This is a genomic window from Paraburkholderia sp. SECH2 (assembly GCF_030464795.1).
GTDB classification, from domain to species: Bacteria; Pseudomonadota; Gammaproteobacteria; order Burkholderiales; family Burkholderiaceae; genus Paraburkholderia; species Paraburkholderia aspalathi.
This window is the reverse complement of the sequence record NZ_JALPRH010000005.1, coordinates 133,343-148,789: the sequence shown is the minus strand read 5'-3', so window position 1 is coordinate 148,789 and position 15,447 is coordinate 133,343. Positions and strand designations below refer to the sequence as shown.

The window sequence follows — 15,447 nt, the reverse complement described above, 5'->3', positions numbered from 1 at the left end:
TCCACCGCCTTATTGCGCGGCGGCGTCGATCACGGCTTGCACCGAAGGCGGCATGGCTTGCACATTGCCGGAAATGGTCGGTTTGATCACGTCCACGCCGTGTTGCTTGAGCAACGCGCGGCCTTGCGCGCTCAGCAGGAAGTCGACGAAGCTGCTGGCACCCGCATGGTTCGGTGCGTCGCTGAGAATCGTCAGCGTGTAGCTCGCTTTGGCCTGCAATTCGGGCGCCGGACGGAGCGCCGGAATTTTCAGGTCGGACGTTTCGGTCGAATAGAAGAAGCCGGCATCGAGCTGGCCAGATTGCAAACGGCCCACCAGCGTTTCTTCAGGCAAAACCTGCGCGGGATTTTCCGCGTCGCCCAGCGTCTTCTCGACGAGGTCCGGCTGATGGTAGAGCTCCGCGGCCTTCGTCATCATCTCGACGGTGAATGCGCCCTTCGGATCGAGCTTCGGATCGGTGCGGCCGATGCGGATGCCCGGCTCCTGCAACACCTGGTCCCAGCGCTTGCTCTTGAAGTCCGCTGCGAATTTGCTTTGCGGGTTATAGCCGATCATCAACGGCGATTCGGCGAAGTTCACGTACCACGTGACGTGATCGCCGTTCGCCTGACCCATGAGGCCGGTGTTCACCTTCGGGCTCGCGCTGATGAACACGTCGCCGCGGCGCAGCTTGCCCTTGATCTCGTTGGCGATCTTGTTCGATCCCGCCGCGTAGCCGCGGAAGTGCTGGCCGGTGGCCTTTTCGAAGGCGGGCCCGACGCTGCGCTCCATCAGGTTGACGAGCGAACCGGCGTACAGCACGTTGACCGTGTCGTCCTGCGCGAAGGCGGGCACGGCCGTCACCACGCCGGCGACGACCACGAAAGATGCAAGCAGCTTGCGAATCATGCGATTAACCCCGATGCGTTATTAAGAGCGCTATATTACGACGCCATCGCGTTGCGTTGTGGGATGCTGCGCGCTCTGTGTGGTCTATGGATGTGGACACCGCCGGCGGAGTGGCCGATATGCCTGGCGATATATTGCGTATCGATGCGCTTTTGCACCGAGGCGGCCATCGCAGCGTAATATACACACGGAAATAACGGGTGGACAACCTGGTCAGGCTTCAATGCTGGAGATAACCGCGTATGGATAGTGTGAATGTGATTGCCGCGCCTGCCGTTGAAAGCGCGCTCGTCTTGAGTGGACGGTTCCAGCGGACGCTGTCTTTCGACCTCGAGCGGCTCAAGCGTTACGAAAGCGTGCTAGCCAGGCCATTCGATTTGCGTTGTTACACGACGAATCGTTTCATTCGTAGCGTTGAGCCTTATCGCGGTGTGCGTCTGACGACCTTGATCTCGGAAGCAGGTTTGCCGAACGAGGTGCCGGGCGAGTTCAAGCGGACGGTGTTCGTGGCGGTGGGACACGATGGCTACGTTGTGACATTCTCATGGCACGAACTGTTCAACACGCCGATCGGCGAGAACGTGCTCGTTGCGTATGAATGCGACGGCCGCGCTCTCGACGCTGAAGACGGTGTGCCGATTCTGTTTTCCGGCTCGGATATTCTGCCCGCGCCACGCCACGTCAAACGGCTCGCGCGTATCGAAGCGCATGTTTTGAAGCCTTTGGCGTAGGCGATTCGAATGACGAGCGTAATATGGTTCGATGTTCTTCATCGTGCTGCCGCCATGTCTGACGAACCGCTTTCGCCTGTTGCGGAACCTGCCGCGCCCAGCCCCGAACCGCTGTTCGCGTCGCTCGATGCGCGGATTGCCGAGCGCACGGCGAAGTGGCTGGTTGCAGCCACGGACCCCGCGTCACCCGATACGCGATTGTTCGCCAAGCTGATTGCCGCGCGCGACGTGCGCGACGAACTTGTGTTGCTTGGGTTGTCGCAGCCAGCGTGGCGCGCGCTGCTGGAGCGGCACTTTGTGCGTGCCTCTGCGCCCGTGTTTGCCTCCTTGCCCGCATTGCCACCTGTCGACACCAGCGAACACGCGGCATTCGTCTCCACGCTGCACGCACTCCTGCTCACGTACGCCAGTACCGCCGTCGACACGAACGACGCTCGCTGCCTCGCCTCAATCATCGCTCACGCATGCTTGCGGCCGGATCACCTATGGCGTGACCTCGGTCTTGCGGGCCGGGAAGAAGTCACATGGATGCTGACGCGCTATTTCCCCACGCTCGTGTTGCTGAATGTCGAGAATCTGCGCTGGAAGAAATTCCTCGCTCAGCAACGCGCGTTTTCCTTAGGGCTTCAGCCCGGCCCGGCACCCGGTTGTCCGGGCTGCGAAGACTATGGGCATTGCTTTCCCGACCGCCGATGAAGGCCATTCAGCCAGGATGGCAGCGCGAGACGGTTCGTGTATGCTTTCGCGCATGGCTGATACCGCGAAAACCAAACCAAGCCCCGCGACAAAATCCGCGAAACCACGCCCCGAAGTGCGCTTCAGAATGCGCATCCGCAGCGGCGACGCTGTCGCGCTCGGACCGGGCAAAGTCGAACTGCTGGAAGCCGTGCGCGAGTACGGCTCGATCTCGGCTGCGGCGCGCAGCCTCGGCATGTCGTACCGGCGCGCCTGGCTGCTGATCGACGAGTTGAACCGCTCGCTCAAAACGCCTGCCACGCACTCGGAGCAGGGCGGTCAAAGCGGCGGCGGTTGTACGCTAACGCCGGTCGGCGAACGCATCATTCATCTGTACCGCGATGTCGAAGACGAGGCCCAGCGAAGCTGCGCGAAACAGATCGCCGAGTTGACCCGGCTGATTCGTTCCTGAGAACGGCCCCTCGTACTCGCCGCTCAGCCGTGGCGGAGGCAAAACGCCGAGGGCGACGGATTGCCCAACTGGGCAAGATGCTCGGGGCGCAGCCGGTCCACCAATTCCACAAAGCTGGCCACGCTTGCCGTACGCAACGGGTGATAGTCGATCTGATGGCGCTCGCACACCCGTTTGAGCGTATTCATCGAATCATGATCGACGCAGTCGACCGGAAACACGACGATATCCGCGCCCGGCAGCGCGGCGGCAAGCAGACCTTTGCGATCTTCCACGCCGCCGTCGTGCACCACGAAATCGCCGCCGGCGGCCTCCACCAGCCGCTTGAGCGCGGCATTCGAACTTGGGCGGCCGCCCACGTAGACAATCCGTTTGCCGCGCACGCTGTCGAGGCTGGCTTGCCGCATCTGCGCGCCATGGTTGCCGTCCGTTGAATTCATCGTCGCGCGTTCCAGCGCGTCGCATTCGTTCTGCACCAACAGGAGCTGCGCCAACGCTTCATCACGGCTCTTGCGTAACGCGAGTGCCGCGCCTTGTTCTTGCAGCACGCGCTGTTCAGCGGCCTCACGGCGGCTCGTATGCAACGCCACCCGCTGGTCGCTGTCGGCGAGCTTGTCGCGCAGCCTTGATATCTCCACTTCGAGATCGGAAGGATCCGTCGGCGTCTGGCGTGTGGCGAGGGCGGTGAGTTGCGCGATCTGCTCGTTGAGCGCGGCGATCGCTGCGTCGCGCTGCGTGCTGAGTTCCTGCAAGCGGCTTTGTTGCCGCTCGACTTTCTCTTTCAACTCGGCGTTTTCCGCTTCGAGCGCAACCAGCCTGCGGATGTCCGCGCGATTCGCCGCACCGACCAGATGCGACAGCATGTGCAATTCACCGAACGCTTTCTGGCGCACATGCAGAGTCGCGCACGGATGCGTCATCAGGGCCCAGTAAGCCGGCGGGATCTCACCGCTTTTCAGCGCTTCGTCCCAGAGCTTCAGCAACTCGACATCGTCGGCGGCTTTGTCGAAACGGCGGATCGCCACCGCATAGTGCTCGTCGAGCAACTTGTGCAGGGCTTTGGCGCCCGCGCCGCCATCGATCGCGAGTTCGACTGCCGAGTGATGAATCTCCAGATCGCTCGCGTCCCGGCGATCGAGGCCGGTAAATTTAGGCACCAGCTTGCGCAGCTCATGCGTGCTGAGACAGGTGCCGATGATCGAGCAATGCAGCTGGCCATCGAGCTCGGCGAGGCGCGCGCGCCGTTTGGTGTTCGAAAACGACTCCTTGGCGGGCGTGCAGCACGGATCGGCTACGCGCAAGCCGGCGCCGGCAAGCTCGTCGCCGGACAGTTTGAGACGCGAAGGCTGGGCGAGACGAAACGGCGGCGTGTGCATGAGGACCTCGAATCCGGATCTGGCGTCAGGCTGACTGAACGTGCGTGCTGGACATCCGCGCCATGCAGGCGCTGCTGCTGATATCGGCGATATATTCGAAAAGATATAGCGATCGGCGAAAGAAAACGTTCATATGCGGCAATGACGAATTAGTCGTTCGGGTGGACGAGCGTCCGCTCTGCGCGTGATTTGCGCTGCGTGATCGTGGCTGAAGCGGTGACAGAAGCAGTGGTGGCACCGGCGGCGGGAACTGCCGCGGTGGTGCGGCCGGCGGCGCGACGGGTGACGGCCGGCGCTGCGCCGCCGGCTGCCCGTGCATGCTGATCCAGAACATGCCCGACGCACAGACCGATAAACGCGGTATCGAGCCGTTCGAGTTCCGCCACCACCTTGCGTAATGCGGCCAGGTCGTTGCTGAACGCATCCGAGAAGATCGCGTCGCGAAGTTGCTCGGCTGAGCGCGCCTCTTCGATTGACGCTTTGAGATCGCGCAGACGGGCAAAGGCCGTCGCCTTGGCCTGTTCGGCCAGGATCGACAGCAACTGGTTCAGTGAGTGCGAACCCGACGTGCCCACCGACGCGAAGTTCAACTGGTCGCCCGTCAGCATCAGCACGAAGCGCTGCACGCTGCCGTAAAGGCGCCGGTAAGCATCGACGACATCCCGAATCAGTTCGGCGCGGCCACGTTCGGACGCCGATTTCACCGCGACGATGGTCGACGGAAGTCCTTTCGGGCGACGTCCCGCCGGGTCGGACGACGGGAATCGCAATGTGGGTCGCGATGTGGATCGACTAGGCACTGCTGCTGGCTCCTGCTTGCTTGTTTCGCTTGGTCGTACGCGATTGGCGGGCGGGTCGCTGCGCTGCACAAAAGCATACCGTGATATTCGACAGGATATAACGAAAGGCGGCGTGAGGGTAGCCGCGGCGGTTTTACCGGGTGGGCGTCGCCGACCCGGCGGCCCCATTTTCCGATATCGTGTGCAGCGTGCGCGCTCAGGCGCGCGCTCCTTTCCGGGCCGTTTCCACGACCGGCTGCCCGGGTAACGCATAAACACAAGAAAATGAGCCATCCCAACACCGAACTGATCGAGCGGTTTTACACCGCGTTCCAGCAACGCGACGCGGAAACGATGGCTGGCTGCTATGCCGACGATGTGGTCTTCAGCGATCCGGCCTTTGGCGAGCTGCGTGGCGAAGAGGCCCGCGACATGTGGCGCATGCTGGTGTCGCGCGCGCAGGACTTCTCGCTGACGTTCGACGGCGTCGAAGCGGACGCGCTCAACGGCCGCGCCCACTGGGTGGCTCGTTACACGTTCAGTCAGACGGGCCGCACGGTGGTGAACAGCATCGACGCCCGCTTCGTGTTCCGCGACGGCCGCATCGTCGAACATCGCGATACCTTCGACCTTTGGCGTTGGGCCCGTCAGGCTTTAGGATTCAAGGGCCTGCTGCTCGGCTGGACACCGTTCGTACAGGGCGCGATCAGGGCGCAGGCGAGAAAAGGCCTCGACCTCTATCGACGCCGGCAGCGCAGCGCTTAACGGGTGAGCCCCGGGGCCGACCAGGGGGCATCCCGGCGCATACCCCAGTCTTGCTATGAACCGGCCAGTTGATGCAGTATTTCGTGATATCGACAAGCGGGGAGTTCTATGCCGGTAGTGGATGCGTCATGGGAAGCGTGGCTGAGCAGCAACGTAGCGCGCGGTTGCAGCATCGACTCGATGATCGACGCGATGGTGCAAGCCGGCTTCGCCACGGAAGCCGCGCGCGCGGAAGTGCGCAAAGCGTTCGGCATGAGCCCGGCCGACGCAGGAGCGGCGTCGGAGGCCGTAGCGACCGAGGCTGCTCTCGTCAAAACCTCGCCACAAACCTACCAATACGACGAGTCGCCCGTTGCACGCGGCAATGTGATCCGTGCGCACGATCGCGACGTCCGCGTGTTGATGCGCTGCGAGCGGCCCCAGGTGATCGTGTTCGGGGATGTGCTTTCGCCCGACGAATGCGACGAGATGATCGAGCGTTCGCGTCATCGATTGAAACGCTCAACCACGGTCAATCCCGCCACCGGCAAGGAAGACGTGATCCGCAACCGCACCAGCGAAGGCATCTGGTACCAGCGCGGGGAAGACGCGTTCATCGAAAAGATGGACCGCCGCATCTCGAGCCTGATGAACTGGCCGGTTGAAAACGGCGAGGGGCTGCAGATTCTGCATTACGGCACCACCGGCGAATATCGCCCGCACTTCGATTATTTCCCGCCCGATCAGCCCGGCAGCGCGGTGCACACCGCCCAGGGCGGCCAGCGCGTGTCGACTCTGGTGATCTATCTGAACGACGTGCCCGATGGTGGCGAAACGATCTTCCCGGAAGCGGGCATGTCAGTCGCGGCGGTCAAGGGTGGGGCGGTGTATTTCCGCTATATGAACGGCCAGCGTCAACTCGATCCTCTGACCTTGCACGGCGGCGCGCCGGTGCTCGGCGGCGACAAATGGATCATGACGAAGTGGATGCGCGAGCGCGCGTACGGCTGAGACGCGCTATTCGGCTGCGTGCGGTGCGGCTGCTTTTCCCGGATCACCGGCTGCTAACAGTTGCTTCAATGCGCTGCGCGCGCCGACGCAGCCCATGCGCATAATCATCAGGCCGATCGCCGCGCCGGCCACGTGGTCGAGCATCGGCATGCCCGCGATGCTGCCGGCCACTCCCAATGTCGCGACCAGCGCCGACACCGCATCCATTCGCGCGTGCCATGCACTTGCCAGCAGAATCGCCGAGCCGGTGCGCTGGCCTTCGGCACGCAGGTAGCGGAACAGCATTTCCTTGGCGATCGTGACGAAGCCGCTGACGGCGAGCGCGCCGACTTGCATGGTCGTGTTGCCGCTCAACGTGGCGGTTTGGCCGATGCTGTGCCAGAGCATTTGGGCTGCCGTAACAATCAGCAGGACGGCGATGAAGAGGGATGCCAAGGCTTGAGTGGTGCTGCCGTCCCCTTCACGCGGCGTTGCGTTCAGGTGTTTCGAACTGAGGTACAGCACGATCAGCACGACGCCGTCTGCGGCCAGGTCGCTCAAGGTGTGGACACCGTCCGCGACCAGCCCGTCCGAATGCGCAGTCAGGCCGATGGCAATCTGCAGCGCCATGAGAAAGGCGTTGAGCAGCGCACTGGTGGAGGCGGCTTTAAGCAAGGCGGCCGCCTTGTGTGGTGCGGCTGTGGCTGTCGCGCACGGTAGGCTGTGGCATCGGGTCGGGACGGGTTATGTTGTCGCCGAAAAGTACCCGTCGAACGTGGCGCGCAGATGACAGTGTTGCAACGGCTGCCGGCGATCAGGAGCAGTTCGTCCGCCCGGACGTAGGCGAACAGGGCGCCCGGCCTGCGCGCGTGCTATGTCAATAGGCGGTCCCGTCAGCAGCCGCCCGCGCTCCGCTTAAGCCGTCTTGTAAACGTCCGGGTTGTGCACTTCCATATAACGCTCCGGCGTTGCCAATCCCTTAAAGCCGTGCGGTTCGTAGACGTGGTGAGCGTCTGTCGTCACCAGCACAATTCTGCGCAAACCGGTCAGCGACGGGCTGCCGAATACATGCTTCATCAACGCCGACGCGTATCCCTTGCCACGGTACGCCGGCAGCACGAATACATCGCACAGGTAGGCGAATGTTGCCTGGTCCGTGATCAGGCGGGCAAACGCGATCTGCCTGCCTTCGATATACGCGCCGAAACATAGCGACCCCGCTATCGCCCGGTCGAACGTCTCACGCGGCATGCCCTTCGCCCACGCCGTTTCCTGCGACAGAAACGCGTAGACCATCTCTATGTCGAGGTCGGCCTTGCTGCTCGAAATCGTCAAATCGTTCGCTTGCACTGCGCGTCCCCGCTGGTTCTGATCAAGCAATCAAAGGATGCGGTGCCGGTTGGGCACTGCGCCGCTGCTTCAACTCCGCTTCAAACCTTTTCATCCTTCCGGCCCGCTGCGAGCTCAGCCCTTCGCCGGATCTTCGGTGCCGCGCGAACCGCCGCCAATACTCTGTCCGGCGTCGCGCGCGAGGCCCAGGTAGCCGGTCACGGACACCAGCGTCAGCACGCCGGCAAACAGGAACGCGAGGCGGAAATCGTCCAGGGTGAATACGCGGCCGGTCGTCTCGCCGTTGAAGAACGCCGCCGCGCGCAGCGAGACGGCGCCGAAGGCGATGCCCAGACCGATCGTCATCTGCGCGGCGGCGCTCCACAGCGTGCTGGCGGCGCTCATCTGCGGTTGTGCGACATCAGCGTAGGCGAGGGTGGCAAGCGTCGAGAATTGCATCGAGCGCGCTACGCCGTAGATGAACACGACGAACAGCACCAGCGCGAGCGGCACGTTCGGCGTCAACAGCCCGCAGGCAATGATGAAAACACCGGCCACGGCCACATCGATAATCGACACCATGCGGAAACCGTAGCGTTGCAGGATGCGCGTGGTCAGCGCCTTCATGCCGAGATTGCCGAGCGCGCTCGCGAGCAGCAACAGGCCCGACTTGAACGCCGACAACCCGAAACCAATCTGGAACAGCAGCGGCATCAGATACGGCACCGCGCCAATGCCGATCCGGGTGAACGAGCCGGTTACCACAGTCACGGAGAAGGTCGGGATTTTCAGCGTGGAGACGTCGATCAGCGGATGCGGGTGCCGCTTCGCATGCTGGAACGCCACCACGCCCATCAGCAATCCGCCCAGGATAAACGCGCCCGCCACCCAGGGATTTTCGCCGGGCTGGCTCGCCAGTTCAGCGCCGTACAGAATCGCCGTGAGCGTTGTGGCGCTCAGCAGGAGGCCGACGACGTCGAGCGGCTTGCGTTCGGTGCCGCGCAGGTTCGGCACCAGCGCGAGTGCAACGGCCATCGCTGCCAGACCGAACGGCACGTTCAGCAGGAAGATCCAGCGCCATGACGCATAGGTGGTGATGAAGCCGCCGACCGGCGGCCCAACCACCGGCGCGGCAATGGCCGGCCAGGTGATGGTCGAGATCGCCTGCATCATCCGGCTCTTTTCCGTGCTGCGGACCACGATCAAACGGCCCACCGGCACCATCATCGCGCCACCCATGCCTTGCAGCAGCCGCGCGGCGGTAAATTCGGTCACGTTCTGCGACAAGCCGCACAACACCGAAGCCACCGTGAATACGCCGATCGCGCTGAAGAACACCGTGCGCGAACCGCAGCGGTCGGCAACCCAACCGCTCACCGGGATGAAAATCGCCAGCGCCAGCATGTAGGCCGTCATGCCGAGACTCAGGCTGTTCGGCCCGACGCCGAACGAGTGCGCCATCTGCGGCAAAGCAGTGGCGATCACCGTGGTGTCGAGATACTCCATAAAGAAGGTGGCCGCGACGATGTACGGCAGCCAGCCGACATGTGAATTACGTGTGTCGCCGGTCATGGCGCCGTCCTCGACACGTAGCTGCTGCGGGTGGATTCGATGACGCGTTTGGCGTCCTTAGCGTGCCGGCGTGTCCCGCGCGATTGTGATGACTTCATGTTCTTGCGACAACCTTTTGAAAACGTGTTTCCGGCATTCCTCGATGGACGGGCAACGAGGTCGCGGCCTGTCTGGCGTCAGCCAGCTCTGCATCGTAACGCAACAAGCCGCTGCAGACAGCGGTGCGCGGCGCCAGCGTGGCGGGGCCGCGCCGGAAACACGGCTTTCTTGCCGCTCAGTCCTTCGCTGCGTATTCGCGATCGAGCTTGTCGTACAGCGGCTTGTTGACAAGGCGCTGGCGTTCGCTGAACGGCGCGACCAGCGTCGCGTCTTCATCGAGGCGGCCATTGCTTTTCAACGTGCCGAGTGCGCGCTGCATACCGAGCACCGCGCCTTGCAGCGCCGCGTTCGCGTACAGCACGATGCCGTAGCCGAGCTTGGCGAGCGCTTCACGCGATTGCACCGGCGTTTTGCCGCCGATCACGAGGTTGATCAGTTGCGGCTTGTCGAACAGGCCCGGCAGGCGCTCGATGTCGGCGAGCGATTCAGTCGCTTCGACAAACAGAATGTCCGCGCCGGCCTCGATGAAACGATGGCCGCGCTCGATCGCGTCTTCGATGCCGTGGACGGCAGCCGCATCGGTACGCGCCATGATCTGCAGATTGCCGTCTTCGCGGGCGTCGACGGCGGCGCGAATCTTGCCGACCATCTCGCTCGTGCTGACGACTTCCTTGCCGGAGAAGTGACCGCATTTCTTCGGCATGATCTGGTCTTCGAACTGGATCACGTCGGCGCCGCTGCGCTCGAGCACGCGTACGGTCTGGCGCACGTTCAGCGCGTTGCCGAAGCCGGTGTCGGCGTCGACGATCAGCGGCAGCGCGACCGCGTCGCGAATCCGCGCGCAATGCTCGGCGACTTCAGCGAGACCGATGAAGCCAAGATCGGGCAGCCCGAGCGACATATTCGTGACGCCCGCGCCCGTGATGTAGATCGCCTCAAAGCCGGCGTCTTCAATCACGCGCGCACTCATCGCATTGAAGGCGCCCGGCACGAGCAGGCCTTGGCGTTGATTGACTTTGGCGCGGAACGCGGCGCGGCGATTAGCGGAAGTGCTCATGACGGTGTCTCTCCAGATGGGAAGTGGGTGATAGAACGCTGAGCTCAATTTGCAGGAAGCATGCCATTTGCCGCGTTTCACGATTTGTGCCGGACAATCAAAAGCTTAGGCGGAAAGGGGCCGTGCCGCTGTTCGTGGCAGAATAGCCAATATGTTCCACGAAACGTTTCATGGAACGTTTCAGCTACGAGCGGAGTGTCGCAGTGTCCACGTTCACGTCGTCCCTTGCCAGTTCCAATTCCGGCCGACCAGGCGTCGCCCTAGTCAGTATCAGCCGGTTGCAATCGCTTTGCGAGACGGTCGCGCCGCGCTATACCGGGCGGGCCAGATTTTTTTCGGTCCGGGAAGGTTATGGCGCCGCCGTCACGGCCCTGCAAGCCTATGTGGACGCGGGTTCGGTCGATGTCGTGCTGGCAGCCGGATCGAACGGCGCCTACCTGCGCGACAACCTGAGCGTGCCGGTGGTGATGGTCAAGGTGAACGGCTTCGACGTACTGAGCGCAATCACCCGCGCCACGACCACCTGGCCCGGCGCAAAGATCGGCCTTGTCCTGCACGAAACCATCTCGCACGAACTTGCGGACCTGAGCGCATGGCTGAATGTCGGCCTGAAACAGCGCGCCTACCGTTCGATCGATGAAGTGCGGCTCGCGGTTGCGGGCCTCGCCGCAGAGGGCTGCAGCGTCATCATCGGCCCCGGCATGGCCTGCGATTTTGCCCAGCAAGCCGGTCTTGAGGGCGTCTTCCTGTATTCGCTCGGCGCGGTCGAAGAAGCGTTCGAGCGCTCGGTCGAGCTGGCGCGTGTGAGCCGCCAGAAGGAATCGAAGCGGGTGCGCCTGAACACGATCGTCGCCCATCTGCGCGATGGCGTGGCCGCCTTCGACGACGCCGGCCAGCTCGAAGCCGTCAATCCGGCCATGCTCGACCTGCTCGGCCTCGACCGCGAACAGGACGTTCCGGCGCAATTGACGCGCTCTGTCGGCCCGTTACTGCGCGAGACGCTTGAGCATGACCTGCCGGTCGAGGAGCGTATCGAGCAGATCGGCGGCCGCGCGCTGATCGTCAACTGTGTGCCGATCCTCGAGCAAGGCGTGCGTTCGGGCTCGGTGGTCACGGTGCAGGACGCGCTGGTCGCGCAACGAATCGACCGCTCGCTGCGTACCAGCCAGCGGCCGAAGCATCTGGTCGCGCGGCACCATCTGGACGATCTGATCGGCAGTTCGGTGGCTCTGGAGCGGGCGCGGCGGTTGGCCCGCGCAGGCGCGGCTCACGACGCCACCGTGCTGCTGAGCGGCGAAAGCGGCACCGGCAAGGAGCTGGTCGCGCAGGGTATCCACAATGCCAGCCGGCGGCGCGGCAATCCGTTTGTCGCCTTCAATTGCGCGGCGCTTCCTGAAGGGCTGATCGAGAGCGAACTGTTCGGTCACGAGGAAGGTGCGTTCACCGGCGCGCGCCGGGGCGGCAAGCCGGGCTTATTCGAAATCGCCCACACCGGGACGATCTTCCTCGACGAAATCGGCGAGATGCCGGCGGCGCTGCAAAGCCGGCTGCTGCGGGTGTTGCAGGAGCGCGAAGTCATGAAGCTCGGTTCCGGGCGCGCGACCCCCGTCGACGTGCGGGTGATTGCCGCCACCCATCGCGATCTGCACGCGCTGGTCGAGCAGGGTGCGTTTCGCGCGGACCTGTATTTCCGGCTGAATCTGCTTCAGATAGAATTGCCGCCGCTGCGCGCAAGACGCGGCGATGTCGCGCAACTGGCGCGGCATTTGTTGAACCGCAGCGCGCTCCAGTATGGGCTGTCGGGCGCAGCGTTCGAACGGGTGCTGGCGTTCCTCACACCCTTGTTCGAACACTATGCGTGGCCCGGCAATGTACGGGAACTGGAAAATCTGCTGGCGCGCGCCGCGATTTATCTGAGCGATTCGGCCAGCGAGGAGTGGCAGGATCTGCAGGCCGTGTTTCCGGAATTTGGGCGCATGCGGCAGACAGCCGCGGACGTGCTTGGAGCCGTGGCTCCTGCCCACGCCGCCGGCGACCTCTCGGCCCGTCGCTCACCCACCCGCGAGGATGTCGTTCGGGCCCTCGAACAGGCTGGCGGCAATCGCGCTGCAGCAAGCCGGGCGCTGGGAATCGGCCGCACGACCCTCTGGCGGCTCATGAGAGACTGATCCCAGGATTTGTGCAACGCAATAGTCACCGGTAGCCAGTCAAATAGCAATAAACTATTGAAATAATTTAAACACACCGCTTTACCTATTAAGCGACGTCTGACATACTGACTCCACTTTCCAACCACTCCGAAAGAGGACTCAGTAAATGCCGATCATCAACAGTCAAGTCAAACCGTTCAAGGCACAGGCTTATCACAATGGCGACTTCCAGACCGTCACTGAAGAGAGCCTGAAGGGCAAGTGGTCGGTTTTCGTTTTCTACCCGGCTGACTTCACGTTTGTTTGCCCGACCGAACTGGGCGACCTGGCAGATCGTTACGCCGAATTCCAAAAGCTCGGCGTCGAAATCTACAGCGTTTCGACCGATACGCACTTCACGCACAAGGCATGGCACGACACGTCGGACACGATCCAGAAGATCAAGTACCCGATGATCGCTGACCCGACCCTGGCAATCTCGCGCAACTTCGACGTGCTGATCGAAGAAGAAGGTCTGGCACTGCGTGGCACGTTCGTGATCAACCCGGAAGGCGAAATCAAGCTGGCCGAAATTCACGACAACGGCATTGGCCGTGACGCTGGCGAACTGCTGCGCAAGGTGCAAGCTGCGCAATACATCGCGGCTCACCCGGGTGAAGTTTGCCCCGCCAAGTGGACGCCGGGCGCAGAAACGCTGACGCCGTCGCTCGACCTGATCGGCAAGATCTAAGGTTTAAAAGCCTTTCGCAGTACGCGCTTCACGGCGCATCGCCGTGCGGACCGCTTGATACAGCGGTCCGCACGTCCCCGGACTGCACGCCTCCTACCCGGATGCGTGCGGCGCCCGGGATCCAACACCCCTCGTCACGGAATCGAATAGCCATGCTGGACGCCAATCTCAAGACTCAGTTGAAATCCTACCTCGAAAAGGTTAGCAGGCCTATCGAGATCGTCGCCTCGCTCGACGACAGCGCGAAATCGCAAGAGCTGCTGGCATTGCTGAGCGATATCGCGACGTTGTCGGAGCGCGTCACCGTGGTCGAACGTCGCGGCGACAGCGAACGCAAGCCGTCGTTTTCGATCGGCGAGCCGGGCAAGGAAACCGGTATCCGTTTCGCAGGCATTCCGATGGGGCACGAATTCACGTCGCTCGTCCTCGCGCTTTTGCAGGTCGGTGGCCATCCGGTCAAACTCGAAGACGCGGTGATCGAACAGATCCGCAGTCTCGACGGCGACTATCAATTCGAAACGTATTTTTCGCTGTCATGCCAGAACTGCCCGGAAGTCGTCCAGGCACTGAACGTGATGGCGCTGATCAACCCGCGCATCCGCCACGTGGCGATCGACGGCGCATTGTTCCAGAACGAAGTCGAAGCGCGCCAGATCATGGCGGTACCGACCATGTTCATGAACGGCGAAGTGTTCGGCCAGGGCCGCAGCGGTGTGAAGGAAATCCTCGCGAAGCTCGACACCAATGCCGGTGCGCGTGCGGCGAAGGAACTGGAAAAGAAGCCGGTGTTCGATACGCTGATCGTCGGCGGTGGCCCGGCGGGTGCGGCTGCGGCGATTTACTCGGCGCGCAAGGGTATTGCGACGGGTGTCGTGGCGGAACGCTTCGGCGGTCAGGTGCTCGATACGCTGGCGATCGAGAACTTCGTCTCCGTAACGGAAACCGAAGGACCGAAGTTCGCTACGGCGCTCGAACAGCACGTGAAGAGCTACGAAGTCGACATCATGGACGTGCAGCGCGCTGAAGCGCTGATCCCGGGCCGCATCAACGAGGTGCGTCTGGCGAACGGCGCGGTGTTGAAGGCGAAGACGATCATTCTGGCAACAGGTGCCCGTTGGCGCGAAATCAACGTGCCAGGCGAGCGCGAGTACCGTAACCATGGCGTGGCTTACTGCCCGCACTGCGATGGTCCGCTGTTCAAGGGCAAGCGCGTTGCGGTGATCGGCGGTGGTAATTCGGGCGTCGAAGCGGCGATCGATCTCGCGGGTATCGTCCGCGAAGTAACGTTGTTCGAATTCGGCGCGCAATTGCGTGCCGACGAAGTGCTGCAACGTAAGCTGCGCAGCCTTGCCAACGTGACGATCGTCACGCAGGCACAGACCACGGAAATCACCGGCGACGGCAAGAAGGTCAACGGTCTGGTCTACAAGGACCTGCGTTCGGGCGAAACGAAGAGCATCGAACTCGAAGGCGTCTTCGTGCAGATCGGTCTCGTGCCGAATACCGAATGGCTGAAGGGCACGGTCGAATTGTCGAAGCACGGCGAGATCATCGTCGATGCACGTGGCGCGACTTCGGTGCCGGGCGTGTTCGCCGCCGGCGACGTAACCACCGTTCCGTTCAAGCAGATCGTGATTGCTGTGGGCGAGGGTGCGAAGGCATCGCTCTCCGCGTTCGATCATTTGATCCGTAGCAGCGACGTGGACGAAGTGGTGAGCGAAGTGGAAACTGAAGCGACAGCTTGATGGTGTTGTGTGCGTAATGGACGGCGGCCTGAGGGCCGCCGTTTTTGTTTGCGGTGAGATCAGGACCGCTTTTGAGCGGGATTTGTTTTTGGCTGAGCGAAGGATGGGAC

At 62.7% G+C, this 15,447-nt stretch carries 15 protein-coding genes; 8 read left to right on the top strand and 7 right to left on the bottom strand.

The features are described 5' to 3' along the window. Positions 1-9 precede the first annotated feature (9 nt). Positions 10-888: an extracellular solute-binding protein gene (locus M0D66_RS11775; RefSeq protein WP_211706691.1), complete on the bottom strand. Its 879-nt coding sequence runs from the start codon at positions 886-888 to the stop codon at positions 10-12. A gap of 242 nt (positions 889-1,130) precedes the next feature. Here M0D66_RS11775 and M0D66_RS11770 point away from each other — a divergent pair, with 242 nt between their 5' ends. The 3 genes from M0D66_RS11770 (at position 1,131) to M0D66_RS11760 (ending at position 2,766) form a co-directional block, all read left to right on the top strand. Beyond that, on the top strand, positions 1,131-1,619 hold the full coding sequence (locus M0D66_RS11770; RefSeq protein ID WP_093635806.1) for a molybdopterin-dependent oxidoreductase: 489 nt from the start codon (positions 1,131-1,133) through the stop codon (positions 1,617-1,619). 111 nt (positions 1,620-1,730) lie between these two features. Beyond that, on the top strand, positions 1,731-2,315 hold the full coding sequence (locus tag M0D66_RS11765; RefSeq protein ID WP_244869771.1) for a nitrogen fixation protein NifQ: 585 nt from the start codon (positions 1,731-1,733) through the stop codon (positions 2,313-2,315). A 127-nt stretch (positions 2,316-2,442) separates the two neighbouring features. Beyond that, complete coding sequence (locus M0D66_RS11760; protein ID WP_093636141.1) at positions 2,443-2,766, top strand: winged helix-turn-helix domain-containing protein; 324 nt, start codon at positions 2,443-2,445, stop codon at positions 2,764-2,766. Positions 2,767-2,789: 23 nt separating this feature from the next. On the opposite strand, the gene M0D66_RS11755 is transcribed toward M0D66_RS11760, so the two are convergent. Then, positions 2,790-4,142 (bottom strand): DUF2325 domain-containing protein, encoded by a 1,353-nt coding sequence (locus tag M0D66_RS11755; RefSeq protein WP_266210779.1) that lies wholly within the window; start codon positions 4,140-4,142, stop codon positions 2,790-2,792. A gap of 149 nt (positions 4,143-4,291) precedes the next feature. Further along, positions 4,292-4,942 (bottom strand): hypothetical protein, encoded by a 651-nt coding sequence (locus tag M0D66_RS11750; RefSeq protein ID WP_244869769.1) that lies wholly within the window; start codon positions 4,940-4,942, stop codon positions 4,292-4,294. A 264-nt stretch (positions 4,943-5,206) separates the two neighbouring features. Between M0D66_RS11750 and M0D66_RS11745 the strand changes: the two genes are divergently transcribed. Together M0D66_RS11745 and M0D66_RS11740 are read left to right on the top strand one after the other, a co-directional pair. After that, positions 5,207-5,686 carry a nuclear transport factor 2 family protein gene (locus M0D66_RS11745; protein ID WP_211706690.1) on the top strand — a complete coding sequence of 160 codons (480 nt, stop codon included), beginning with the start codon at positions 5,207-5,209 and terminating at the stop codon, positions 5,684-5,686. A 108-nt stretch (positions 5,687-5,794) separates the two neighbouring features. Then, the gene (locus M0D66_RS11740) at positions 5,795-6,676 is read left to right on the top strand and encodes a 2OG-Fe(II) oxygenase (protein ID WP_200651876.1); all 882 of its coding nucleotides are present in this window, start codon (positions 5,795-5,797) and stop codon (positions 6,674-6,676) included. Positions 6,677-6,682: 6 nt separating this feature from the next. On the opposite strand, the gene M0D66_RS11735 is transcribed toward M0D66_RS11740, so the two are convergent. The 4 genes from M0D66_RS11735 to M0D66_RS11720 form a co-directional block, all read right to left on the bottom strand. Further along, entirely contained in the window at positions 6,683-7,330 is a 648-nt protein-coding gene (locus M0D66_RS11735; RefSeq protein WP_093635796.1) for a cation diffusion facilitator family transporter, read from the bottom strand. A 240-nt stretch (positions 7,331-7,570) separates the two neighbouring features. Continuing rightward, entirely contained in the window at positions 7,571-8,005 is a 435-nt protein-coding gene (locus M0D66_RS11730; RefSeq protein WP_211706689.1) for a GNAT family N-acetyltransferase, read from the bottom strand. A 114-nt stretch (positions 8,006-8,119) separates the two neighbouring features. Further along, positions 8,120-9,556 carry an MFS transporter gene (locus M0D66_RS11725; RefSeq protein WP_211706688.1) on the bottom strand — a complete coding sequence of 479 codons (1,437 nt, stop codon included), beginning with the start codon at positions 9,554-9,556 and terminating at the stop codon, positions 8,120-8,122. Between the two features lie 274 nt (positions 9,557-9,830). Continuing rightward, positions 9,831-10,712: an oxaloacetate decarboxylase gene (locus tag M0D66_RS11720; protein ID WP_211706687.1), complete on the bottom strand. Its 882-nt coding sequence runs from the start codon at positions 10,710-10,712 to the stop codon at positions 9,831-9,833. Between the two features lie 170 nt (positions 10,713-10,882). Between M0D66_RS11720 and prpR the strand changes: the two genes are divergently transcribed. From prpR to ahpF, 3 genes are all read left to right on the top strand, one after another. After that, positions 10,883-12,880, top strand: a complete 1,998-nt coding sequence (gene prpR / locus M0D66_RS11715) for a propionate catabolism operon regulatory protein PrpR (protein WP_211706686.1) — start codon at positions 10,883-10,885, stop codon at positions 12,878-12,880. A gap of 148 nt (positions 12,881-13,028) precedes the next feature. Further along, positions 13,029-13,592: an alkyl hydroperoxide reductase subunit C gene (ahpC, locus tag M0D66_RS11710; protein ID WP_093635787.1), complete on the top strand. Its 564-nt coding sequence runs from the start codon at positions 13,029-13,031 to the stop codon at positions 13,590-13,592. A 152-nt stretch (positions 13,593-13,744) separates the two neighbouring features. After that, a complete protein-coding gene (gene ahpF, locus M0D66_RS11705) occupies positions 13,745-15,337 on the top strand; it encodes an alkyl hydroperoxide reductase subunit F (protein WP_093635785.1) in 1,593 nt (530 codons plus the stop codon). The last annotated feature ends 110 nt before the right edge of the window (positions 15,338-15,447 follow it).